Origin of the sequence: Streptomyces sp. NPDC049887, assembly GCF_040656535.1 — a bacterium.
Lineage (GTDB): Bacteria > Actinomycetota > Actinomycetes > Streptomycetales > Streptomycetaceae > Streptomyces.
The window spans coordinates 86,130-109,801 of the sequence record NZ_JBFAMM010000011.1; the positions used below are offsets into that span (position 1 = coordinate 86,130).

The window sequence follows — 23,672 nt, forward strand, 5'->3', positions numbered from 1 at the left end:
GGTTCACCCACCCATCGGATTCCTGCCGGTCCTCCGGGTTCATCCCGGCACCGCTGGTGGGGGAGCCCTCCACGCCGGAGGAAAGGGCCCGGGCCGCAGGGTCCTACGCTCCTGAACGCTCGGTTAGACTCACCCGTCCGCGCAGGGGCCGCAGGGGAGGCAGGGACCAGTGGTGCAAACGAAGAAGATCGCTCTCTATGTGGTCGTCGTCTTCGTGCTGTACACGATCATCAATTCCCCGGACCGCGCGGCCGACCTCGTCCAGGTGGGCTTCGAGGGCATATCCAGTGCCGCGCAGGGCGTCGGCGAGTTCATGTCGGCGCTCGTCAACAACTAGGTCGCCCCGGACGTGGTGCCCCGCCCGGACGCAGCCGGTCGGCGGTGCGAGGTGTCACCACGCGGGTGATCGCCGAAGGCGACCACCGAGCCGCCCGCCCTCCCGGACCCTTCAGCCCCCACCGTAGAGGTGCGGGGCTTTCTTCACTTATGCACCAACTTGCCCTCAACACGGCGTTATGGGGTGCTTGAACGCGGTGGATCTGTGTTGTGATGCTATGACCGCTTTTGATGGATGAGTTGACCCGGCGTTGACCCCTGGGGTTGACGCCTGGGGTTGACGCCGTTCGACCCGTGAAGGGGTGGCGTGACCGTGCCGGCCAGTACTGCGCCTCAAGTGCCGCCCCAGAACGAGAGCGAGGGCCGGACCAAGCAGAGCCGGGGCGCGGACACCAGGGCGCTGACCCAGGTGCTCTTCGCCCAGCTGAAGGACCTGGAGCCCGGCACGCCCGAGCACACCCGCGTCCGGGCCGCGCTCATCGAGGCGAACCTGCCCCTGGTCCGTTACGCGGCGGCACGTTTCCGCAGCCGCAACGAGCCGATGGAGGACGTGGTCCAGGTCGGCACGATCGGCCTCATCAACGCGATCGACAGGTTCGACCCCGAGCGGGGCGTGCAGTTCCCGACGTTCGCGATGCCCACCGTGGTCGGCGAGATCAAACGATACTTCCGCGACAACGTACGGACCGTGCACGTGCCGCGCCGGCTGCACGAGCTCTGGGTGCAGGTCAACGGCGCCACGGAGGACCTCACCACGACGCACGGGCGGTCCCCGACGACGGCCGAGATCGCGGAACGGTTGAAGATCTCCGAGGACGAGGTCCTCGCCTGCATCGAGGCGGGCCGGTCGTACCACGCGACGTCGCTGGAGGCCGCGCAGGAGGGCGACGGACTGCCCGGGCTGCTGGACCGGCTGGGCTACGAGGACCCGGCGCTCGCCGGGGTCGAACACCGCGATCTCGTACGCCATCTCCTCGTACAACTGCCCGAGCGCGAACAGCGGATCCTGTTGCTGCGCTACTACAGCAATCTGACGCAGTCCCAGATCAGCGCCGAACTGGGGGTCTCTCAGATGCATGTGTCAAGGCTCCTCGCCCGCAGCTTCGCACGATTGAGATCCGCAAACAGGATCGAGGCGTAACCGAATCGGGTAGAGCCCTTTCAGACCATTTCGAGCGGCACGAAAGCCGCATACCCCCTTTTTCCTGCGCTGATTTGACGCTCTGTTGTCGACATGTCACTACAGCGCGTTGCCGACATGTGACATTCTGCCGGAACCGCGTTTGCCGCGGCCCCGCCTCCGGTATTCAGGTGGAGGCTGCGTTCCTCCGATGGTCGTGGCCGACGCGACCGTCCGCGACCTCCAGGGGGTGGCATGTCCGCAGAACAGGGCAGCTCGAAGGTGCTCACGCTCACGCAGAGCGCTCCCTCGCCCGACGCGCTCCCGGCGCCCGAACCGGCGTCCGCACCCATGTCCGTGGACGTGGCCGTGGACCTGCCGTCAGAGGCCCCCGAAGCCCTCGACACCCGTACGCTCTCGCGCTCGCTCTTCCTGCGGCTGGCCGCGCTCGACCAGGACAGCCCCGAGCGCACGTACGTGCGCGACACCCTCATCGAGCTCAACCTGCCGCTGGTGCGCTATGCGGCGGCCCGCTTCCGCAGCCGCAACGAGCCGATGGAGGACATCGTCCAGGTCGGCACGATCGGCCTCATCAAGGCGATCGACCGCTTCGACTGTGAACGGGGCGTGGAGTTCCCGACGTTCGCCATGCCGACCGTGGTCGGCGAGATCAAGCGCTTCTTCCGGGACACGAGTTGGTCGGTGCGGGTTCCGCGCCGGCTCCAGGAACTGCGCCTCGCGCTGACGAAGGCGAGCGACGAGCTGGCCCAGAAGCTGGACCGCTCCCCGACGGTGCCCGAACTCGCCGCGGCACTGGGCGTGTCGGAGGAGGACGTGGTCGACGGCCTCGCCGTGGGCAACGCCTACACGGCCTCCTCGCTGGACTCCCCGTCGCCCGAGGACGACGGCGGCGAGGGGTCCCTCGCGGACCGCCTCGGCTACGAGGACGGCGCGCTGGAGGGCGTCGAGTACCGCGAGTCCCTGAAGCCGCTGCTGGCCAAACTCCCGCCGCGCGAGCGACAGATCATCATGCTGCGCTTCTTCGCCAACATGACGCAGTCGCAGATCGGCGAGGAGGTCGGCATCTCCCAGATGCACGTCTCCCGGCTGCTCACACGGACGCTGGCGCAGCTGCGCGAAGGTCTGATCGCCGACTGACGCCCCCGGCCGGGCGCGCGCCTCCACGGCCCACCGCCCGGCCGGTCACCACTCCCCGCCACGGGGTTCCTCTTTGACGAACCGTCAGACAGACTGGGCCGATGCGACGGCGACGGGTCGGATACGGGCTGGCGGGGGTAGCGCTCTGCCTCGGCGGGGTGCTCGCCGCCTCCGGGGCCGACGGCCGGCACGACGGGTACGCCGCCGTCGGAGCCGGCGGGAACGGGCCGGAGGACGCCGTGCCGCCGTCCGGGGACGTCGTGCTCGTACCCCTCGACGGCAGCTCTCCGGCCCGGCCTCCCGGTGCGGCACCGGGACCCGGCGACGGATCCGCCGGTGGGACGGAAACGGGCGCGGCCGCGCGGCTCACGGGGACGGCACCGGACGCCTCGGACGGCCCCGCCGCGACCGCGTCGCCGGAGGAACGGCCTCCCGGGGGAGGATCGGGCGAGGGCTCCGGGCCGGGCCCGTCGGAGCCGGGAAGCTCTCCCCCCGCCCCGGGCACGAGCCCGCCTGCTCCCCCGGCGCCGGAACCGCCGCCTTCGCCGCCGGGGCCTGCCGTAGTGGTGGTCGCGGAGGTGCGGAGGGCGCCCACGGACAGGCGGTGGTGCGAGGACGTCACCGTGGAGTTCCGCAACACCGGTGGCTCAGAGGCGCGTTCGGGCACCGTCGTGTTCGGCACGCACATCGTCGGAGCGCTCGGGGTCGACTGGGCGACGATCGATTCGGTCCGGGCTCTGCCGGCGCCCATCGCCGCGGGCACGGCCAGGACGACGACGTACCGGGTGTGCGTGGACTCCTGGCGCGTGCCGCTGGGCATGCGTGTGGAGACACGGGACGTACGCGCGGAGCATCCGTCCTGACCGGTCGGACCGCACGGGGCCCGTCACGGCGGAATCAGCCGAGCGCGAGCCAGACGACCGCGCCGACGACCGCGACGGCCGCCACGATCCCGACGATCAGCCCGACCCGCGGACCGGCCGGGGCGGGCGCCGCCGCGGAGCGGCCGCCCTGCTGCGGACCGCCCTCGTCGACGAAGGCGCGGAACATCTGCGTGCTGCCCGCGGGGTCGTAGCCCTCGGGACCCTGGGGCGCTTGGGGGTTGTGTGCCATGGGTCAGGACCCTAGCGAACGCGGGTGACCCACCCAACCCCCGGTCGTCCGCCCCGCGACACACCCGCACGTCGCGCGCACGCCGTCCGCACGTCACCCGCCAATGCGACCGGATTCTGACCTCGCACATGCAAAGACTTTGAGGTTCCTTTACCCCGAAGGGCCCCTTTTCGTTTGCCTGCAGCAACCAACTGCTTCTATGGTTGCCCTAAGCAACAAGATGGGGGTGCGTCCGTGGCCGAACGGAGTCAGTACGAGGAACTGGCCCGCCAGATCAGCGCCATGGGCGCCGTGAAGAGGAGCCTCGCGCGCCTGCTGCCCGCGGAGTGCCCGTCCGGCTCCGCCGCCGTGCTGGCCCTCCTCGACCGGTACGGGGAGATGCGGATCAGCCGGCTCGCGGAGCTCCTCGCCGTCGACATGTCCGTCACCAGCCGCCATGTGGCGCACGTCGCCGGGCGCGGCTGGATAGAGCGGTCACCCGACCCGGACGACGGACGCTCGCGCATCCTGCGGCTCACCCCCGCCGGGGTGGCCCGGCTCGAGGACCTCGGCCGGCGCACCACCGATCTGTTCGCCCACCACCTCAAGGACTGGTCCGACGACGACGTCGGACGGCTCAACGCGCTGCTGGCCCGCCTCCGCGAATCCCTCGGGGACTGCCGGAACGCCCGTACACCCACGTGAAAGACCGCACACCCACGCAAGAGACAAGGAAGTACATGGCTACGACCACACCGACCGGTGTGCGGGGCGGCCACGCCAGACACGGGGGGACCCCTGCCTCCGAGGGCGGCGCGCCGATGACGCACCGGCAGATCATGGAGGCGCTGTCCGGGCTGCTGCTCGGCATGTTCGTCGCCATCCTGTCCTCGACCATCGTCTCCAACGCCCTGCCCGAGATCATCAACGACCTGGGGGGCGGCCAGTCCGCCTACACGTGGGTGGTCACGGCGGCCCTGCTGGCGATGACCGCGACCACCCCGCTCTGGGGCAAGCTCGCCGACCTCTTCAGCAAGAAGCTGCTGGTCCAGACAGCCCTGATCATCTATGTGGTGGGCTCGGTGGTGGCCGGGCTCGCGCAGGACACCGGCACGCTCATCGCCTGCCGCGTGGTGCAGGGCATCGGCGTAGGCGGCCTCACCGCACTGGCACAGGTGATCATGGCCGCGATGATCTCCCCGCGGGAGCGCGGCCGCTACAGCGGCTACCTCGGCGCGACGTTCGCCGTCGCAACGGTCGGCGGCCCGCTGCTGGGCGGCGTCATCACCGACACCGAGTGGCTCGGCTGGCGCTGGTGCTTCTACGTCGGTGTGCCGTTCGCGCTCATCGCGCTGCTCGTGCTGCAGAAGACCCTCGAGCTTCCCGTGGTGAAGCGGGACGTCAAGGTCGACTGGGCGGGCGCCCTCCTCATCAGCGCCTCGGTCTCGCTGCTGCTGATCTGGGTCACCTTCGCGGGTGACAAGTACGCGTGGCTGTCCTGGCAGACGTACGCCATGACCGGCGGCGCGCTGGCCCTGGGCCTGCTCTTCCTCGTCGTCGAGTCCCGGGTGGGCGACCCGATCGTCCCGCTGCGGCTGTTCCGCAACCGGACCATCACGCTGGCCTCCCTGGCGTCGCTCTTCGTGGGCGTCGCGATGTTCGCCGGCACGGTCTTCTTCAGCCAGTACTTCCAGCTGGCCAGGGGCGAGTCGCCCACGATGTCCGGCGTCATGACCATCCCGATGATCGCGGGTCTGTTCGTCTCCTCGACGGCCAGCGGCCTGATCATCACCAGGACCGGCAGGTGGAAGGCATGGCTGGTCAGCGGCGGTGTCCTGGTCACCGGCGGTCTCGGACTGCTGGGCACGATCCGCTACGACACCGAGTACTGGCGCATCGCCGTCTTCATGGCCGTCATGGGCCTCGGCCTCGGCATGATGATGCAGAACCTGGTGCTGTGCACGCAGAACCAGGTGGCCCCGCAGGACCTGGGCGCGGCCTCGTCGGTCGTCACCTTCTTCCGGTCGCTGGGCGGTGCGGTCGGTGTCTCCGCACTGGGCGCGGTGCTCGCCGACCGCGTCACCCACTACGTCGAGGACGGTCTCGCCGAACTCGGCCCACGCGGCGCGTCGATGGGCCACGGCGGCACCGGCGGCGGGGGCATCCCCGACCTGGACGCGCTGCCCGCCCCGGTCCGCACCGTGGTCGAGAGCGCGTACGGGCACGGTGTGGCGGACGTGTTCCTGTACTCGGCCCCGTTCGCGCTGCTGGCGTTCCTGGTGACCCTGTTCATCAAGGAGGTGGCGCTCAAGGGCGCCTCGGCCGCCGCCCCGGGCCCGACCTCGCGGGACACCGGTGACACCGCCCCCGAGGACAGGCCCGTCGCCGTGGCCGGCGGGACCGTCGTGCACGGCGTGGTGCGCGGCTCGGAGGGCGCGCCCGTCGGGCGGGCCGCCGTCACGCTCATCTCGCCAGCGGGCCGCCGGCTGGGCCGCGCGGTGGCGCGGGCGGACGGTGCGTACGCCCTGGACGCGCCGGGCACCGGCCCGTACGTCCTGATCGCCTCGGCCGACGGTTTCCAGCCGCAGGCGTCCACGGTGGTCGTCGGGAACGAGCCCGTGGCCCGCGACATCCTCCTCGCCGGTACGAGCGGACTGTCCGGCACCGTGGTCGCGGCCGAGGGCGGCGCGGCGGTCGAGGGCGCCATGGTCGTCGTGACCGATGTGCGTGGAGAGGTGCTGGCGACCGGCGCCTCCGGCCCGGGCGGGGGCTTCTCCTTCGCCGAGTTGGTGCCCGGAGGGGTGACCCTCGCCGTGAGCGCGCCCGGCTTCCGGCCGCTGGCCCTCCCCGTGGAGATCGGCGGCCAGGGCGTCACCCGGCTCGAGTTGGCCCTGCACGCGGGCGCCGTGGTGCGCGGCACCGTCCGGGCCGGGGACGCCGGGACCCCGCTGGCCGACGCCCGGGTGACGCTCGTCGACGCGGCGGGGAACGTGATCGCGACCGCGACCACCGGTGACGACGGCGCGTACGCCTTCGCCGACCTCGACCCGGGCGAGTACACGGTCGTCGCCACCGGCTACCCGCCGGTGGCGGGCACGCTCAGCGTGACCGGCGTTGGTGTGGACGGCCACGACATCGCACTCGCCCACGCGGTCGAGTGACCGGACCCCCGGGCGGCGCTCCCAGCGGAGGCGGCGCCCGGGGCCGGGGCGGCGGGCAGGGGACGGCCGGCCGCCCCGGCGACTCCAACGGGGTGTCCGGCGAGGAGACCGCGCAACGGGACGGGACGGGACCGCACGCACGGGCAGGACGCAGGTCGGTCAACGAGGGCCGGGGTTCCCGGGGTTCCGGGGTTCCCGGGGTTCCCGGGGTTCCCGGTGCGCTCAGGGTTACGGGTGCGCCAGGGGCACCGGTGCGTCCCGCGCGCTCCGCCGTCGCCTCGACGCCCGCGATGACCGGCTCCAGGACGTGGTCGGGATTCCGTTCCGGCGTTTCCCCCACCGTGTTCCCACCCCGGGCGGCCCCGTCCTCGCCGCGTCCTCGCCGCGTCCTCGAACATCCCGGTGGGCTGAGGCACCCACCGGGTCGCGCCCTTTGCCTCGGGGTAGTGGTCGTCGAGCGCGTACGGTGCACGGGACGGCTTCCCGTGCACCGTACGAGGCTCGCCCTCGCGCCGTTCGGCGCTACTGCGCCGAGGTGAGGTCGTACAGGGTGGTGTCCCCCACGGTGACCTGCGTGAAGTTCGCCCGGACCCAGTCCTGGATCTCGGCGCTGCTGCCGCCCCCCGGGCCCCCTCCCCGGGCGCCGACGCCGCCGTCGATGAACCAGTGGATGCTGCCGGCGGCCACGTACTGCCGGAACTGGGCGAGCGTCGGCGACGGGTCGCTGCCGTTGAAGCCGCCGATCGCCATGACCGGCTCCTCGGTGGCCAGTTGGTACGCGGCCGCGTTCTGGGAGCCGACCGCGGCGGCCACCCAGGTGTGGGCGGAGGCGTTCTCCGTCAGCCTGGCGACGACGGCGGAACCGACGTCCGGCCCGTCGAGCAGACCGCCCGCCCCGCCGGCACCGGCGGGCCCTTCGCCCCGCGCCTGGCGGCCCTGGCCCTGGCCGTGGTTCTGGCCGGGACCGGGGGGTACGCCCTGACCCGGCCCCTGGCCCTGCCCCGCGGTCCCGTCCTGGCCCGGCTGTTGGCCTTGGCCTTGGCCGAGCCCCTGCCCAGGGCCCCGGCCGCCTCCGTCCCCCACGCCCGGCGGCGTCCCGCCGCCGTCCAGCGCGGGACGGCCGCCTCCAGGCCCACCACGCGCGGACACCGGTCCCGCCGTCACGATCGAGCCCTGGTGGCCGCTGCCCAGTGTGTACAGGGTGTACGCCACCGGCCCGGCCAGCGATGCCGCGAGCCCGAGGCCCGCCGCGCCCAGCGCGAGCGCTCGCCCGAGCCTCCCGGCGAACAGCAGTCCCACCGCGGCCACGAGCCCGCCCACCAGCACCGCCGCGCGCAGCCACGGCACGAAGTCCGCGGTGCGGCCGAGCAGGACACAGGCCCAGACCGCCGTCACCGCCACCGCGCCGGCCAGCGCCGCACGGGCCGCGGGGTGCCCGCGCTCCTCCCACAGCACGGTGGTGCCCATTCCGACGAGCGCCGCGATGTACGGGGCGAGTGCCACCGTGTAGTACTCGTGGAAGATCCCGGCCATGAAACTGAAGACCAGGAGCGTCGTCAGCAACGCCCCGCCCCAGACGAGGAAGGCCGCCCTCGCGGTGTCGGTCCTGCCGCCGCGCCGGGTCACCACGAGGCCCGCGACGAGCAGGACGAGTGCGGCGGGCAGCAGCCAGGAGATCTGGCCTCCGACACCGTCGCCGAACATCCGCCCGATGCCGGTCTCCCCCCAGCCGCCCTGTCGGCCGCCGCCCCCACCGCCGCCGACGCTGCCGACCTCGTTGCCGCTGATGCGGCCGAGGCCGTTGTAGCCGAAGGTGAGCTCGAGGAAGCTGTTGTTCTGGGAACCGCCGATGTACGGGCGGGAGGCCGCCGGCCACAGCTCGACGATCGCCACCCACCACCCTCCGGAGACGATCAGCGCCACCCCCGCGAGGGCGAGTTGGCCGATCCTGCGCCGCACGGGAGCGGGCGCGCACACCGCGTACACGAGCGCGAGCGGCGGCAGCACGAGGAACGCCTGCAGGGTCTTGGTGAGGAACGCGAACCCGACCGCCACGCCCGCCCACACCAGCCATCCGGTACGGGCGGCCTCCAGTGCGCGCAGCACGCAGTACACGGCCACGGTCGTCAGCAGCGCCAGCAGCGCGTCCGGATTGTTGAAGCGGAACATCAGGGCGGCGACCGGCGTCAGGGCAAGCACCGCGCCCGCGATCAGCCCCGCCGCCGCGCTGAAGCGACGGCGGACGGCCGCATGGACGACGGCCACCGCCGCCACGCCCATCAGCACCTCGGGCACCAGGATCTGCCACGACCCGAGCCCGAACAGCCGTACCGACAGCGCCATCGGCCAGAGCGCGGCGGGCGGTTTGTCGACGGTGATGGAGTTCGCGGCGTCGGACGAGCCGAAGAAGAACGCCTTCCAGCTCTCGCCGCCCGCCTGGGCGGCCGCGGAGTAGAAGGAGTTGGCGTAGCCGGAGGCGCTCAGGTCGTACAGGTACAGCACGCCGGTCAGCGCCAGCAGGGCGATCAGGGCGGGCCGCGCCCAGACCGGGTCCTCCGCACGGCCCCGCCACACGCGAGCGGCCCGGCCGGGTCGCGGCGGCGTCCGGGGCGGTTCCGGGTCCGCGCTCACGGTGGGTGCGCAGGCGTCGTGCGGTGCGGTCGTCATCGTCGGTCTCCCGTGGTCGTGCCGGCGGTAGGGGCGTCGGAAGCCGCGCCGTTCGTACCGGCGTCGAGTGCCGTGCCGGCGGTACGGACGTCCGGAGCCGCGCCGTCCGTACCGGCATCGGCAGCGCTCACGCCCGTGGGGCGCGGGCGCGGCAGCGCTCGGCGGTCGGGAAAGACCCAGGCGCGGAGGAGCAGGAAGCGCAGCAGGGTGGCGGCGAGGTTCGCCACGACCAGGACGGCCAGCTCGGTGCCGTGCGAGGGACTGCCGGCCGCGGCGTCCAGCGCGGCCAGGGAACCGCTGGTGAGGGCGAGACCGATGCCGAAGACCACCAGCCCCTGGGCCTGGTGGCGCACCGCCCTTTCGCGGCCGCGCACACCGAAGGTCAGGCGCCGGTTCGCCGCCGTGTTGGCGACTGCCGAGAGCAGCAGCGCGGCGGCGTTCGCCGGCTGCGGCCCCGCCCCGGCACGGAACACCGAGTACAGCAGCAGGTAGCAGAGCGTCGAGAGCGCGCCGACCGCGCAGAAGCCGACCAGTTGACGGGCCAGCCCGCCGGGGACTCCGCTGATCCGGCCGTCCCTCGGGTCGTCGCCGAACGGCCGTGCGAGCCGGTCCAGGGGGAGCGCCCCGACCGCCAGCGCCCGTCCGACCCGCAGCACGCCCTTCAGGTCGTCGACGGCCGTGCGCACGATGTGCACGGTGGAGTCCGGGTCGTCGACCCAGTCCACGGGCACCTCGTGGATACGCAGCCCTGCCCGCTCGGCCAGCACCAGCAGCTCCGTGTCGAAGAACCAGCCGGTGTCCTCGACCATCGGCAGCAGGCGCTCGGCGACCTCGCGCCGTATCGCCTTGAACCCGCACTGCGCGTCCGAGAACCGCGCGGCCAGCGAACCGCGCAGGATCAGGTTGTACGTACGGGAGACGAACTCCCGCTTCGCCCCGCGCACCACCCGCGACGAACGCGCGAGCCGCGAGCCGATGGCCAGGTCCGAGTGCCCGGAGATCAGCGGGGCGACCAGGGGCAGCAGCGCGTTGAGGTCGGTGGACAGGTCGACGTCCATGTAGGCCAGCACGGGCGCGTCGGACGCCGCCCACACGGCCCGCAACGCACGGCCGCGCCCCTTCTGCTCCAGACGGAGGGCCCGGACTCCGGGGACGGAGGCCGCGAGCGCCGCCGCCACCCGGGGTGTGCGGTCGGTGCTGGCGTTGTCCGCGACGGTGATCCGGAAGCCGTACGGAAAGGTGGCGGCGAGATGGTCGTGGAGCCGGCGCACGCACGGCTCCAGGTCCTTCTCCTCGTTGAAGACGGGGATGACCACGTCCAGCACGGGCGGGCCCGCCGCGCCCACGGGCAGATGTTCCCGTGCCGGCAGGGTGCCCGTGGCGGTGGTGCCCGCCGGGGTGTCGGTTCGCATGGACCGACTCTCGACGGGGCCGCTGTCACCGCCGTGTGCCGAGGCTGTGCGCCGTCTGTGAGTCCCCGGGTTCCCGTACGAGCGGCAGCCGCACGGTGAAGACGGTGCGTCCCGGCGCGCTCGCCGCGCCGACGGTTCCGCCGTGCGCCGTGACCACGGCGTGCACGATCGCGAGCCCGAGTCCGGTGCTGCCCGCGTGCCGGGAACGGGAGGCGTCGCCGCGCGCGAAGCGCTCGAAGACGTGCGGGAGCAGGGCGGGCGGAATGCCCGGACCGTCGTCCCGGACCTCCAGCACGACCGCCGTCCGGCACTCCAGCGACCGCACGGCCGCGGTGACTGTGGTGCCCGGCGGAGTGTGCGTACGGGCGTTGGCCAGCAGATTGACCAGCACCTGCTGCAGCCGCTCCGGATCGGCCCGCACCACGGCGGGCGCCTCCGGGAGTTCCAGGCGCCAGACGTGCTCCGGTCCCGCAGCCCGGGCGTCGCTCACCGCGTCGACGACGAGCGGCGGCAGGTCGGTGCTCCGGTACGCCAGGGGCCGCCCCGCGTCGAGCCGGGCCAGCAGCAGAAGATCCTCCACCAGCCCCGTCATCCGGGTGGCCTCCGACTCGATCCGGGTGAGCGCGTGCCGGGTGTCGGGCCCGGGCCGCTCCCGACCGCGCCGGGTCAGCTCGGCGTAGCCGCGGATGGACGCGAGGGGGGTGCGCAGCTCATGACCGGCGTCCGCCACGAACTGCCGCACCCGCGTCTCGCTCTCCTGCCGCGCGTGCAGGGCTGAATGGACGTGGTCGAGCATCCGGTTGAGCGCGGCGCCGACCCGGCCGACCTCGGTGCCGGGGTCGGCCTCAGCCTCGGGCACTCGCTCGTGCAACGCCACCTCGCCGCTGTGCAGGGGAAGTTCGGAGACCCGGGTGGCGGTCGCCGCGACCCTCCGCAGCGGGCGCAGCGCGACCCCGACCACGGCGCCGCCCGCCAGTCCGGCGGCGACCAGCCCGGCGGCGGTCACACAGATCTCGACGACCACGAGCGTGGTCAGGGTGCTGTGGACCTCGGCCAGGGGAACGCCGACGAGGAACGCGCCGTTTCCGCCCGCACGGTACTCGACGCGGTAGTCGCCGAGGCCCGGCAGTTCCACGGTGTGCGGCCGTCCGTCCCGCGGCACGCCGGTGAGCGCGGCCTTCTCCGCCCCGGTCAGGGCCCGGTCGGTGACCCGTGGGCCCAGCTCGTCCGAGTCCTGCTGGGTGGAGACGACCCCGCCGCCGAGGTCGCCGTCCGCCGCGACCTGCGCGCCGACGGTCCCGAGCGGCGCGCCGCCGCCGGTGACGAACCGCAGGGGCTCCGGCGCCCGCGGACCGCCGCCCGGGGCGCCCGGAGGCGGACCGGCCGCCCGCAGCGCGACGCCGCGGAGCTGCTCGTCCTTCTGGCCGTACAGGTAGGTGCGCAGTGCGAGCGTCGTCACGGTGCCTATGACCGCCGCGACCACCGCGATGAGGGCCACCGCGGACACCACGAGCCGGGTCCGCAGCGACCATCCGCCGCGCGAGCCGCCGTTCTTCACGCCCTAGTCACCGGGCTTGATCAGATATCCCGCACCGCGCCGGGTGTGGATCATCGGGGTGCGTCCCGCGTCGATCTTGCGCCGCAGATAGGAGATGTAGAGCTCCACCACATTGGCCTGACCGCCGAAGTCGTACGACCACACCCGGTCCAGGATCTGCGCCTTGCTGAGAACCCGCCGGGGGTTGCGCATCAGATAGCGCAGCAGCTCGAACTCCGTCGCCGTGAGGTGGATCGACGTGCCGCCCCGGGTCACCTCGTGACTGTCCTCGTCGAGCGTCAGGTCACCGACGACGAGCAGCGGCTCGTCCCTCGCGGCGGCCACCGTCGCGGCACGCCGGATCAGCCCGCGCAGCCGTGCCACGACCTCCTCCAGGCTGAACGGCTTGGTCACGTAGTCGTCACCGCCCGCCGTGAGACCGGCGATCCGGTCCTCGACGGCGTCCCTGGCCGTCAGGAACAGCACCGGCACGTGGGGGTGTTCGCGCCGGATCCGGCCGAGAACGGTCAGCCCGTCCAGGTCGGGCAGCATCACGTCGAGGATGACGGCGTCGGGCCGGAAGGCGCGGGCCGCGCGCACGGCACCCGCCCCGTCGCCGGCGCTGCGCACCTCCCAGCCCTCGTAGCGCAGGGCCATCGAGAGCAGTTCGGTGAGGGATGCCTCGTCGTCCACGACGAGGACCCGTACGGGGCCGCCGCCGGTCCTGCGCAGTCCGGGCCGTCCCCGGGCCGTGGTCGTCGTCATGCCGCCCACTCTGGGGCGGCGCGGTGAGAGGGGCCTTGCGCTTCCCTGTGAATTCCCTGAGAACCGTCACTGTCCGACGTGGGCGATCGGCACCGATGCACGGCGCCACGGGTGGGCGACGCCGAAGACGGCCACGGACCGACGGGGGCGGGGACGGGGACGAGGAGGGGCAGCGGGCACGGGGGAGGGGCAGGGACGGGCGGGCGTCACGGGCCGGTGGAGAACAGCGCGGCAGCGTTCCCGTGGCAGACCGCGCGCAGCCAGTCGTCGCCGAGCTCCAACCGATCCAGGGCCCGGAGCTGGTGGAGGTAGGGGTAAGGGATGTTGGGGAAGTCGGTCCCGAGCAGCACGCGGTCCCCCAGGTCCGCGAGCCGCGCCCGCTCGGCCGTCGGGAACGGGCTGAAGCGCTCGCTGAAGTCGGTGAAGGCCATCGTCGTGTCCAGGCGCACCTCCTGGTGGCGCTCGGCGAGGTCCAGGAAGTCCGTGTACTCCGGCATCCCCATGTGGGCGACGACCAGCCGCAGTCGAGGATGGCGCGCCAGGAGGCGTCCCACCGGCTCGGGCCCGGTGTACTTGCCGGGCGCCGGCCCGGACCCGCAGTGCATCACCACCGGAACGCGCGCCTCGGCGAGCAGGCCCCACACGGGTTCGAGGAGGGCGTCGTTGGGGTCGTACGCACCGACCTGGACATGCGCCTTGAACACCCGGGCCCCGCTCTCCACGGCGGTTCGGGCGTACCGCTCGACGCCCGCCTCGGGGTAGAGCGTCGCCGTCCGCAGACAGTCGGGCGTCCGGGCGGCGAAGTCCGCGGCCCACCCGTTCAGCCACTCCGCCATGTCAGGCTTGTGGGGGTACAGCATGGACGTGAAGTGCCTCACCCCGAACTCCCGCAGCAGCGCGATCCGTCGGCCCTCCTCCGCGCGATAGGTGATCGGCCACGCCATGCCCGTCAGTGGTCCGGCGGAGTCGAAGTACGCCCACACCTTGTCCAGGACCCGCTCGGGCATGAAGTGGGTGTGCACGTCGATGAGTCCGGGCAGCCCCAGCCGCTGCCAGAACGCCCGTACCGCCAGGGCCTCGGTGCCGTCCGGGCCCGGGCTGCCGGAGGGTCCCGCCGCCGCCCCCCGGGCCGCTGCCCCCGCATCCGGCGCACAGCAGGGGGAGGTGGGGCGGTTCCGTGCCGTCACCGGTTGATCGCTCATGCCCACACCCTCCGACGCGCACGGCGGGACTGTCCAGGCCCCGGCCCCGGCCCCGGTAGGACCGGCCCCGGTAGGCCCGGCCCCGGACGCAGACGCAGGGCAGGGCAGGCGAACGCCGCGTAGCGTCCGAACCGGGCCCCGCACCGGGGCCGGGCGTACCGGGGTCGGCCGTACCGGGGCCGGCCGCACCGGGGCCGGCCGCACCGGGACCGGGATCAGGACGCGGCTAGAAGAGCCCGTCCTGGACACCCGTCGGCAGCTCGTCCACCGGCACGGACACCACGGAGCGGGGATCGGCCGCGACGAGCTCCCAGCCGGACATCAGGCGGGTGTCGAGGACCGTCACCCGGCCGTCTCCGCTGCCCAGGTGCAGATCGGGGCCCGCGGCCGCGACGAGCCGTCCGGCCACGACCCCGCCGTCCACCAGCTCCCGCACCACTCGCAGAACCGCGGGTGCCGCGGCCGCGGCGCCGGGCGGCACCGTGCACTCCAGCCCGAACTCCCGGGCGTGGTCGACCACCTCGAACCCGGCCCGCTCCAACGCCTCGGGCCACCCCGGAAGCGACACGGCCCGCTCGTACAGCGCCACGACCTCGGCGGCCCGATCGTCCGCGGCGGCCGGAAGCACGGGACGCACCGCCCGCTTGCGCGTGTAGGGCACCCGGTCCGGTACGCCGAGCGCCGAGCGCAGCAGTTCCTCCGTGCGCCGCGCCGCCATCAGGGGCCCGCGGCCCAGCCAGCAGAACACCACCGCCCCCTGCTCCAGCAGGCGCGCCGCGCCTCGCTCCTCAGCGGTGATCCCTACCTTCACCATCCCGGGCCCGAACCAGGCCAGATAGACCCGGAACGTCCGCGGATCGTCGGCGACGGTGTCGGCGGCCACCGAGTGCGCACGGTCCAGGCGCGCGCACTCCGGGCACTGCCCGCCGGTGCTCCTGCCGGGCACCACGGCCCCGAGCGGGCAGACATGGCCCCGCGCCCCGGCGCAGTGCCGCACCCCGACGGCCCGGAAGCCGATCTCCCGGCCGGGAGCGAGCCGGCTCGTCCGCGTCTGCGCACCGCGCACCCACCGCAGCTCGGGGGTCCCCCGCCCCCAGCTCAACCCCCGGCACCGCCACCGCTCGTCGCCCATGCCCCGCACTCCTCCAGCACGTCTCACGTGAGAGCCCCCGGATCTCGGCGCATTTCGCGGAGGTCTCCCGGCTCCGGCACCCGGCACCCGGCACCCGGCACCCGGCACCCGGCAGGATTCGAACCCGCCACCTTCTGATCCGCGGCTCCGGCCCGATCGTCCGTCGGCATCCGCACCGGACGCTTCGAGGCCCCACGGGGACGCTATCGGACGGGGCAGGCGCCGGCCCCGGGCACAGCCGGCTTCGCCGGGCGGGTCTCCGCCACCCGAGGGGCCCGTGCGGGTGGGGGCCGAAGGAGTGCTTCCGGTGACCCGATGCACCGCTTTGACCTGCGGAAAGGTCCCGTGAGGGGTACGGGCCGGCGGGATCTGCGGGAGCGGACCGGGCGCGGGTGTGACTTGCTGTGGGGGACAGCTGCCCACCTCGCCAAGGAGACAGCCGAGCCATGTTCGAGTCCAGCCCGTTCGGGGACGCCCGGTCGAAGACGGCTCACGCCGGTCGCTCCGGCCGACGCGCCGGTACCCGGTCGCTGTCCGCGCTCGTCGTCCTCGTCATCGGGGGACTGCTCGTCTTCTCCGCCTCCACGACGGCGGCGGCACCCGGGCCACCGGGGCGCACCCTGGAATCGACGGCCTCGACCACGTCCCTTGCGACGAAATCCTCGGGCGGCTCGACCTGTGAGGACGCCAGACCCACCAAAGTGGGCACCGAGAGGAACGACGTCATCTTCGGGACCCCCGGCAACGACGTGATCTTCGCCCTCGGAGGCAATGACACGGTCTACGGACTCGGGGGGAACGACCTCATCTGCGGCGGCCCGGGCAACGACACTCTCAACGGTGACCGGGACAACGACCAGCTCTTCGGCGGCGAGGGCGACGACCAGCTCTTCGGCGGCTGGGACAACGACGAACTCCACGGCGGGCCCGGTAACGACGAACTCCGCGGCGAATCGGGCAACGACGAGCTCCACGGCGACTCGGGCAACGACCGGCTCTCCGGTTTCCTGGGCAACGACGCCCTGTTCGGCGGAAGGGGCAACGACGAGCTCCGCGGCGGACGGGACAACGACGAGCTCTACGGGGGCGCGGACAACGACCAGCTCTTCGGGGAGGCCGACGACGACACCCTGGACGGCGGCTCGGGCACGAACCGCAACAACGGCGGATCCGGAATCAACACCTGCGTCGACCCGAGCCGTGGCCCGGGCTGCAATGACTGAGCCCGGAACGGGTCGTCAGCCGCCATGGGCATGACGCCCCTTCAGGGACTGGCGGTGCCGGCCGTCCGCGGATTCCGGGGGAGCGCCGTGGCCAACGGCATCACCTCGGAGGGCGGCCGTCCCGAGCAGGGCTCCGACGCCCGCATGATCATGGAAGTACTCCGCCACGGACCGATTCGATCGGCCATGGACACCCGCGCCTTCGCACGGCGCGACTCGCAGCGCTCGGCGTTCGATCTCGTCGGGGACGCTCCGCCGGGGCGACGGCGACGATCCGGACGGCGACGGCCCGGCCGGGTGGCTGTCTAGAGCCGTTTCAGGTTCCGGTCCAGGATCGCCCGGAGCCGATCCACGTCCGCGGCACTCTGGGCGCCCCGCTTGGGGAGTACCGCGACTCCGGCCGCGCGGTCGCCGCCCAGCAGCACGGAGAGCCCGGGCGTCTCCAGGTACTCCCGGAACACAGCCCAGTCCACGGTGTAGGACATCCGCTCACCGTTGCTGACCGCGCCGCGCTCGTCGGCAACCGTGCGGAACTGCCCGTACGGCTCCACGACGCTGAACATCCTGCGGGCCATTGTGCGCAGCCCTCGCACGGTGCCCCAGGACGCGACCGCCACGGAAAGCACCAGCGAGACGATCAACACGGGCGGCGCGGTGTCGTGAAGGGCCGAGAAGACGCCCACGGCGATTGCCGCCAGCAGCGGCGCCATGAGCGCCTGGGCCCGGCCCGCCGGTGTCCGACGGGCTCGAGCACGCAACGCCTCCTCGAAGTCAGCGACCGTCGGTCGATGGACGAACTCGGCGGTCGCACCGCGCTCCGTCCCCCGATGTGAGGATTCCCCGCCCCTGATGTCCATGAGCCGGGATCCTGGCGAGGGGCCGGCCCAGCGAATCAGGGCCTCCTTGGCCGGACCGCCGGACACCTCCGCACCGACGTCGAGACGAAAGCCAGAGGCCCTGTGGATCACTCCACAGGGCCTCTGGTCCGATGTGCACTCGGCAGGATTCGAACCTGCAACCTTCTGATCCGTAGTCAGATGCTCTATCCGTTAAGCTACGAGTGCTTGTCTGCCCGGGCTTTTCGGCCCGGTCGGCGTTGCGGGAACAACATTACATGACCTGCGCCGTCAGGCGAAATCCATTAGCCGCACCCTGCCTGACCTGCACAAACACCCGGACGGCCGTACGGACGCCCACCGCTGGGGTCCGCCCACCGCAGCGATGCGGAAGCGCGCGGATCACCCGTGCGCCGGCCGGGAGCATCGGAGACGGGCCCCGGGTGCCGAGAGAGGGAGATCGCGCGAGCCCGGTGCGACCCCGACGAAGGGGCAGAGGACGCCGCGCGCCGGGAGCACGGCCGGGGCGGCCGCCGGAATCGCCGGACACGCACCGGGAGCGACCGAAGCCCCGGCCGTCGGGCCGGGGCTTCGATAATGGTGCGGAGGCGGAGGGATTTGAACCCTCGATGGGCTTTAAGACCCAAACCGCATTAGCAGTGCGGCGCCATAGACCGGACTAGGCGACGCCTCCAGCACACCCGCGCGGTCGCGGGTGGTGCGTGCAGATGATGACACAGCCGGGTGGGGTGTCACCAATCGCTCCCCACGGTACTAGGCGCGTGGGCTCCTGGGCAAAGACGCGCTCACACCCCGATCGGCCCAGCCGGGGTTGCGCAACGCCCCGGCGCGCGGAGCGTTAGAGATGCCGGGACGCCGTCCCCCGAAGCGGGGCTCCGCCCCCAAACCTTCGCTTCCAGGAGTACGCATGCTGCGCCGCCTCGTCCTCACCGTCGCCGCGACGGCCACAGCCTCCCTCGCCGCGCTGACCACCGCCGTGCCCACCGCGGGTGCCGCCCCGCACACGCCGATCCCGCTGCCGCTGCTCCAACCCGGTCAGCCGGAGCCGTCGGACCGCTCCGCGCCCGGTGACCGGCTCACCGTGACCACCTCGGAGACGGGGAACCCCCAGGCCGACGGCACGTACGAGCTGACGTGCGGCGCGGCGGGCGGTCCGGCGGGCGGCTCGCACCCCGAGGCGGAGGCCGCCTGCGACCGGCTGGCCGAGTTCGCCACGGATCGGCAGGACCCGTTCAGTCCGGTCGGCGAGGACACCATGTGCACGATGCAGCACGGCGGCCCCGCCACCGCGCGGATCACCGGGACCTGGCGCGGCCGCGACGTCGACGCCACCTTCGACCGCACCAACGGCTGCGAGATCCGCCGCTGGGAGACCCTGGAACCGGTTCTGCCGACCGCACGCCGGGGCGACGCCCGTACCACCCCGGTGTGACACCCCGCCCCACCCGGACGGCCCCCTGTCCCGAGGCCCGGCGTAACCCGTCCCGGGGTTTCGGCCAACGCCCCCGCCCACGCCCGCTTGACGCCCCACGACGGCGCCCGGCGCTCCCGGCGGTCCCGCCACGCGCAGGTCAGGGGGCCTCTCAGAGGGCCGGGAGCGACTGTGTGTACACAGAACCTCGGTGAGAGCTCCCCCTCATCCACCGCCGCGGCCGCATCCCCAGCCCTTAGACTCCCTCCAGTGACAGGCTGCGGCCGCGAGGGCAAGCCGCCCCGGCCGTCCGCCGCAAGATGCTGTAGGTCAGGGAGGAAGCGTCGTCGTGAGCAGCAGGCCATCCCGAGGCGCTGCTCGCCTCGCCGCCATACTCGACGCCCTCCCGGACGGGCTCGTCCTCGTCAACTGCAACGGCACGGTCGTCAACGCCAACACCATCGCCCTCGAGATGTTCGAGGCCCCCGGCACCGCGCTCGTCGGTCGCGGGCTCCTCGACCTGCTGCCGGTGTTCGACTCCAAGCTCATCCCCGGCTCGATGCGCCGCCCCGACTCCGCCGACGAACGCGGCCGCACGAAGCCGACCCGGATGGTCGCGCGCCGCACGGACGGCAGCGAGTTCCCGGTGGAGGTGACCAGCGCCAGCCTCGAGGACGGCCGTGAGGCGTACGACCCACCCGGCGTCGGAGGTGGCGGCTACACCGGCGACGAACTGCTGATGCTCGTCGTGCGCGACCTGTCCGGCACGGTCGACACCGAGGCCGAACTCGCGCGCTCCCAGCGGCAGACCGAGATGATCCTGCGTGCCGCCGCCGAGGGCGTCGTCGGCACGGACACCGACGGCCGCGTCGTCCTCGTCAATCCGGCCGCCGCCCAGATCCTCGGCTTCCGCGCCAGCGACCTCGGTGGCAAGGAGCTGCACCCGCTGATCCTGCACTCGCGCCCGGACGGCGAGCCGTTCCCGTACGAGGAGTCCCCGCTCGCCGACACGCTCAAGTCCGGGCGCAAGCACCGGGTCCGCGGCCAGACGCTGTGGGCCAAGGACGGCAAACGCGTGCCCGTCGACCTGACCACCGCGCCGGTGCGCGACGGGGAGCAGTTGGTCGGCGCGGTCATGACCTTCACCGACCGGCGGCCCTACGAGGAGCAGGCGGAGCGCCACGCCGCGGAGCTCGCCGAACGGGACGAGAAGTACAGCACGGACATCGCGCAGCGCGACGAGAAGTACGCGACCGACATGGCCGAGCGGGACGAGCGGCACGCGGCCGAGCTGGCGGAGCTGACCGAGAAGCACACCGCTGAGGTCGCGGACCGGACCGAGCAGTACGCCGCGGAGATCGAGAGCCGGGAGGAGCGGGAGGCCTCCCTGGCCGCCCGGCACGCCCAGCTGGCCGCGGTCCTCGGCGAGGCACTGCGCGGTCCCCTGGAGGAACTGCGCGGCGAGCTCGGGAAGCTGGCCGCCGACCCGGCCGGACAGCTGTGGCCGGAGGCCAACCAGATCCTGCACCACCTGTCCGCGGGCTACTCCCGGATGACGACCCTGGTCGACAACGTCCTCGGCTTCCAGCGGCTGGACGCCGGCACGGAGCAGCTGGACAAGGCCGTCGTGCTGCTCGACGCGGTCGTGGCGGCCGGTGTCGAGGGCGCGGTCGAACTGATCGGCCCGGGGCGGGCGCAGTTCGCGGTCCACGCGCCGCCGATCGAGGCCGAGGTGGACGGCGCACGGCTGGCGACGGCACTGGCCCATCTGGTCGCCGATGTCGCGGGCATCGACTCGACGGGCAAGGCCAGGGTGGTGCCGGGCGCCGGTTACGTCGACTCGACCATCGTGGTGGCGGCGGCGCAGCGCGGCGAAGTCGTACGGATCGAGGTGCGCGGTCCCTACTCCGGCGGCGATCCGGTGCACGAGCCCATCGTCCGGGGCATCGTGACCGCGCACGGCGGCGTGCTGCAGACGCACGAAGTGCCGGGTATGAACGGCAGCGCCTACGTCCTGGAGGTGCCGCTCGGCAACGGGGCCGGAACGGTGGCACCGGCGGCGGCCCCGGAGCAGGCGCCGGCCGCCCTCCCGGCGCAGGCCACGTCCGGTGGCGGGCGACGCCGCGCGCGCCGGGCCTCGACGGACGCCTTCCTGGAGAGCCCGGTGGGCCCCGACGGCGCACCCGCCGCCGAACCCTCCGGGCGGCGCCGGGCACGTACGGAAGGTGACACGGCCGGTGGCACCGGTGGCGAGCCCGGGGCGGCGAGCGGCGGCACGGGCCGTCGTCGTGGCCGGCCGAGCCCGGCCGAGGCCGAGCCGGCCGCTCTCCCGGCCGCGCAGGGCGGCTCCGTCGTGACCGCGGCGGAGGCCGGTGCGGGCCGTCCCGCGCTGGGCGACACCGTGCCGCCCCAGGGTGTGAGCCCGGAAGCCGCGTCCCCGCAGGGCACCGGGCGGCGGGCCCGGCGTGCCCAGGCGGCGCTTCCCGCGCTGCCGTCGGGCGGCACGGCCCCGGACAGTCCGGCGGCCACCGGGCGGACCGCGGACCCGCACGGCGGACAGTCCGGCGGCCAGGGCGTCGCCGCACTGGAGCCCGCCACCACGGGAACCGCGTCCGGAGCGCAGCAGGGCGGTCGCCGGGGTCGGCGGGCACTCGCGACCGGCAACGACCGGCCGGCCCCCGCCGAGGAGCCGCGCGGCCCGTTCGCGCTGCCGCCCGCCGAGGCCGACCGCAACCCCGTGGCCGCACCCGTGGACGAGGGCCGCCACGACCAGGGGCGTCCTGAGCCGGAAGCCGCCCACACGCCCCCGCAGCCGCATCCCGTGCCGACCGGACGTCGGCGTGCGCGCCCTGCCGAGGGCGGGACGGCCGGGCCGGGCGTCCCCGCACAGGCAGGCCCCGCGACCCCGCCGCCCCCGATCCCACCCGCCGGCCCGGTACCGCCCGCCGCACCCGGACCGGTCCCGGCCACCGCTCCCGTGACACCCGCCGCACCCGGACCTGTGGCACCCGTGGCCGAGGGCGGGACGGCCGGGCCGGGCGTCCCCGCACAGGCAGGCCCCGCGACCCCGCCGCCCCCGATCCCACCCGCCGGCCCGGTGACATCCGCCGGCCCGGTACCGCCCGCCGCACCCGGACCGGTCCCGGCCCAGCCGCCCGTCCCCGGTCCCGCCGCGAACGCGGCGCCCTCCGGTGACACCGGTTCCGTACCGCTGCCCCCGGCGGCCCCGGTCCCGGCCGAGCCGCCCGCCCAGGCCCGTCGGGCCGCCCAGCCGCTGCCCGCCGAGGCGCCGACTCCGGCGGCCGGGACTGCCACACCCGCGCCGGGAACCGCCGCACCGGTGCCCGCTGCCGAGCCGGTCGACCCCGACGCCTCGCAGGGCCGGGCGTTCAGCGTGCGCACGCTCGGTCAGGGTGTGCCGTTCGCCCAGCAGATCGCGCAGCAGCCGAACCGACAGGCCACGCCGGCCGTGGCGCTGCCGCAGGCCGCCGCCCAGAACCCGACGCCGGGTTCGGGCCGCCGCCGCAAGCTGGCCACCCGGCAGGAGGCCGGACACCAGGTCTCCGAGACGGGCGCGCGGCTCCTTCCACAGCCGCAGCCGGGACCCGCCACCGCCCCGGGCCCGTCGCCGCGGCTCGGTGCGCCCACCGAGGGGCGGGCGTACGCGATCGGCGCCCCGGACGAGGGCGCGGAGGGCCCGGAGCCGCTGGACGGCCCGGGTGGCGCGGTCGAGGTCGCCAACCGGCCGGCGCCGCTTCCCCAGGACGACGAGCTTCCCCCCGAGCCGCTGGACAACCCGCGCCGGCTGCTGGTGTGGCCGGCGCCCGACGTCGCCACGCAGCAGGCGCTGAGCGACCGCGGCTACCGGCCGGTGATCGTGTACTCCCGCGAGGAGGTCGACGCGCAGATCGCCGCCTTCCCGGCCGCGCTCTTCGTCGATCCGCTGACCGGGCCGATCACCCGTACCGCGCTGCAGTCGCTCCGCCAGGCCGCGGTGGCCGCCGAGGTCCCCGTGCTGCTGGCCGCCGGACTGGGCCAGGCCACGCGCGAGGCCGCGTACGGAGCCGACCCCGCCGTGCTGCTGAAGGCCCTGGCGCCGCGCGACAGCGAACAGCATCCGTCACGCGTACTGCTGATCGAACAGCACGCCGACATCGCGGCCGCCCTGACGGCCACGCTGGAGCGCCGTGGGATGCAGGTCGCGCGGGCCGCGACCGACGCGGACGCGGTGGCGCTCGCGCAGCAGACGCGGCCGAACCTGGTGGTGATGGACCTGATGCAGGTGCGCCGCCGCCGCGCCGGGATCATCGACTGGCTGCGCGCGAACGGGCAGTTGAACCGCACCCCGCTCGTCGTCTACACCTCGGCCGGGCTCGACCAGGCGGAGCTGCCGAAGCTCTCCTCGGGCGAGACCGTCCTCTTCCTGGCCGAGCGCTCCACGAACGCCGAGGTCCAGGGCCGGATCGTGGACCTGCTGGCGAAGATCGGGACCAACTAGTAGGACGTCGTCGGGTCGGAGTGGACCGTCGGGGAGCGGGGTCCCGCGGACGGGGTCTCCCTCGGCCCTCCGGGCCGGCGGAGAGATCGCAAGGCACCGGA

General features: G+C 73.7%; 17 protein-coding genes and 2 tRNA genes. 9 read left to right on the plus strand and 10 right to left on the minus strand.

All coding sequences use genetic code 11. The annotated features are described in order from the left end of the window. The first annotated feature begins 169 nt into the window (after window positions 1–169). From AB0J10_RS16020 to AB0J10_RS16035, 4 genes are all read left to right on the plus strand, one after another. Window positions 170–337, plus strand: coding sequence for a hypothetical protein (locus AB0J10_RS16020; RefSeq protein ID WP_363061907.1), 168 nt, complete (start codon window positions 170–172; stop codon window positions 335–337). A gap of 336 nt (window positions 338–673) precedes the next feature. Then, window positions 674–1,477, plus strand: a complete 804-nt coding sequence (locus AB0J10_RS16025) for an RNA polymerase sigma factor SigF (protein ID WP_093655404.1) — start codon at window positions 674–676, stop codon at window positions 1,475–1,477. Window positions 1,478–1,711: 234 nt separating this feature from the next. Further along, complete coding sequence (locus tag AB0J10_RS16030) at window positions 1,712–2,614, plus strand: RNA polymerase sigma factor SigF (protein ID WP_363061909.1); 903 nt, start codon at window positions 1,712–1,714, stop codon at window positions 2,612–2,614. Between the two features lie 623 nt (window positions 2,615–3,237). After that, a complete protein-coding gene (locus AB0J10_RS16035; RefSeq protein ID WP_363061911.1) occupies window positions 3,238–3,477 on the plus strand; it encodes a hypothetical protein in 240 nt (79 codons plus the stop codon). A gap of 34 nt (window positions 3,478–3,511) precedes the next feature. On the opposite strand, the gene AB0J10_RS16040 is transcribed toward AB0J10_RS16035, so the two are convergent. Then, the gene (locus tag AB0J10_RS16040; protein WP_363061913.1) at window positions 3,512–3,727 is read right to left on the minus strand and encodes a hypothetical protein; all 216 of its coding nucleotides are present in this window, start codon (window positions 3,725–3,727) and stop codon (window positions 3,512–3,514) included. 234 nt (window positions 3,728–3,961) lie between these two features. Here AB0J10_RS16040 and AB0J10_RS16045 point away from each other — a divergent pair, with 234 nt between their 5' ends. Together AB0J10_RS16045 and AB0J10_RS16050 are read left to right on the plus strand one after the other, a co-directional pair. Continuing rightward, complete coding sequence (locus AB0J10_RS16045) at window positions 3,962–4,411, plus strand: MarR family winged helix-turn-helix transcriptional regulator (RefSeq protein ID WP_363061915.1); 450 nt, start codon at window positions 3,962–3,964, stop codon at window positions 4,409–4,411. A gap of 35 nt (window positions 4,412–4,446) precedes the next feature. Next, entirely contained in the window at window positions 4,447–6,867 is a 2,421-nt protein-coding gene (locus AB0J10_RS16050; RefSeq protein ID WP_363061917.1) for an MFS transporter, read from the plus strand. A gap of 522 nt (window positions 6,868–7,389) precedes the next feature. On the opposite strand, the gene AB0J10_RS16055 is transcribed toward AB0J10_RS16050, so the two are convergent. The 6 genes from AB0J10_RS16055 to AB0J10_RS16080 form a co-directional block, all read right to left on the minus strand. Next, entirely contained in the window at window positions 7,390–9,534 is a 2,145-nt protein-coding gene (locus AB0J10_RS16055) for a glycosyltransferase family 39 protein (RefSeq protein WP_363061919.1), read from the minus strand. Beyond that, window positions 9,531–10,946: a bifunctional glycosyltransferase family 2/GtrA family protein gene (locus AB0J10_RS16060; RefSeq protein ID WP_363061921.1), complete on the minus strand. Its 1,416-nt coding sequence runs from the start codon at window positions 10,944–10,946 to the stop codon at window positions 9,531–9,533. The genes AB0J10_RS16055 and AB0J10_RS16060 overlap by 4 nt, the downstream gene beginning before the upstream one ends. A gap of 25 nt (window positions 10,947–10,971) precedes the next feature. Next, entirely contained in the window at window positions 10,972–12,504 is a 1,533-nt protein-coding gene (locus tag AB0J10_RS16065) for a HAMP domain-containing sensor histidine kinase (RefSeq protein ID WP_363061923.1), read from the minus strand. Window positions 12,505–12,507: 3 nt separating this feature from the next. After that, on the minus strand, window positions 12,508–13,248 hold the full coding sequence (locus AB0J10_RS16070; protein WP_363061925.1) for a response regulator transcription factor: 741 nt from the start codon (window positions 13,246–13,248) through the stop codon (window positions 12,508–12,510). 206 nt (window positions 13,249–13,454) lie between these two features. Further along, window positions 13,455–14,450: an amidohydrolase family protein gene (locus AB0J10_RS16075; RefSeq protein ID WP_363061927.1), complete on the minus strand. Its 996-nt coding sequence runs from the start codon at window positions 14,448–14,450 to the stop codon at window positions 13,455–13,457. 226 nt (window positions 14,451–14,676) lie between these two features. Beyond that, window positions 14,677–15,582, minus strand: a complete 906-nt coding sequence (locus tag AB0J10_RS16080; protein ID WP_363061929.1) for a DUF2797 domain-containing protein — start codon at window positions 15,580–15,582, stop codon at window positions 14,677–14,679. 446 nt (window positions 15,583–16,028) lie between these two features. On the opposite strand from AB0J10_RS16080, the gene AB0J10_RS16085 reads away from it, so the two are divergent. Next, complete coding sequence (locus AB0J10_RS16085; protein ID WP_363061931.1) at window positions 16,029–16,805, plus strand: calcium-binding protein; 777 nt, start codon at window positions 16,029–16,031, stop codon at window positions 16,803–16,805. 305 nt (window positions 16,806–17,110) lie between these two features. Here the strand turns inward: AB0J10_RS16085 and AB0J10_RS16090 are convergent, their stop codons facing one another. The 3 genes from AB0J10_RS16090 to AB0J10_RS16100 form a co-directional block, all read right to left on the minus strand. Continuing rightward, window positions 17,111–17,662 carry a hypothetical protein gene (locus tag AB0J10_RS16090; protein ID WP_363061933.1) on the minus strand — a complete coding sequence of 184 codons (552 nt, stop codon included), beginning with the start codon at window positions 17,660–17,662 and terminating at the stop codon, window positions 17,111–17,113. Between the two features lie 134 nt (window positions 17,663–17,796). After that, window positions 17,797–17,869 (minus strand) — tRNA-Arg (locus tag AB0J10_RS16095). 375 nt (window positions 17,870–18,244) lie between these two features. Then, a tRNA-Ser gene (locus tag AB0J10_RS16100) sits at window positions 18,245–18,335 on the minus strand. Window positions 18,336–18,569: 234 nt separating this feature from the next. Here AB0J10_RS16100 and AB0J10_RS16105 point away from each other — a divergent pair. Together AB0J10_RS16105 and AB0J10_RS16110 are read left to right on the plus strand one after the other, a co-directional pair. Next, window positions 18,570–19,094 (plus strand): SSI family serine proteinase inhibitor, encoded by a 525-nt coding sequence (locus AB0J10_RS16105; RefSeq protein ID WP_363061935.1) that lies wholly within the window; start codon window positions 18,570–18,572, stop codon window positions 19,092–19,094. Between the two features lie 328 nt (window positions 19,095–19,422). Further along, window positions 19,423–23,571, plus strand: coding sequence for a PAS domain-containing protein (locus tag AB0J10_RS16110; RefSeq protein ID WP_363061937.1), 4,149 nt, complete (start codon window positions 19,423–19,425; stop codon window positions 23,569–23,571). The last annotated feature ends 101 nt before the right edge of the window (window positions 23,572–23,672 follow it).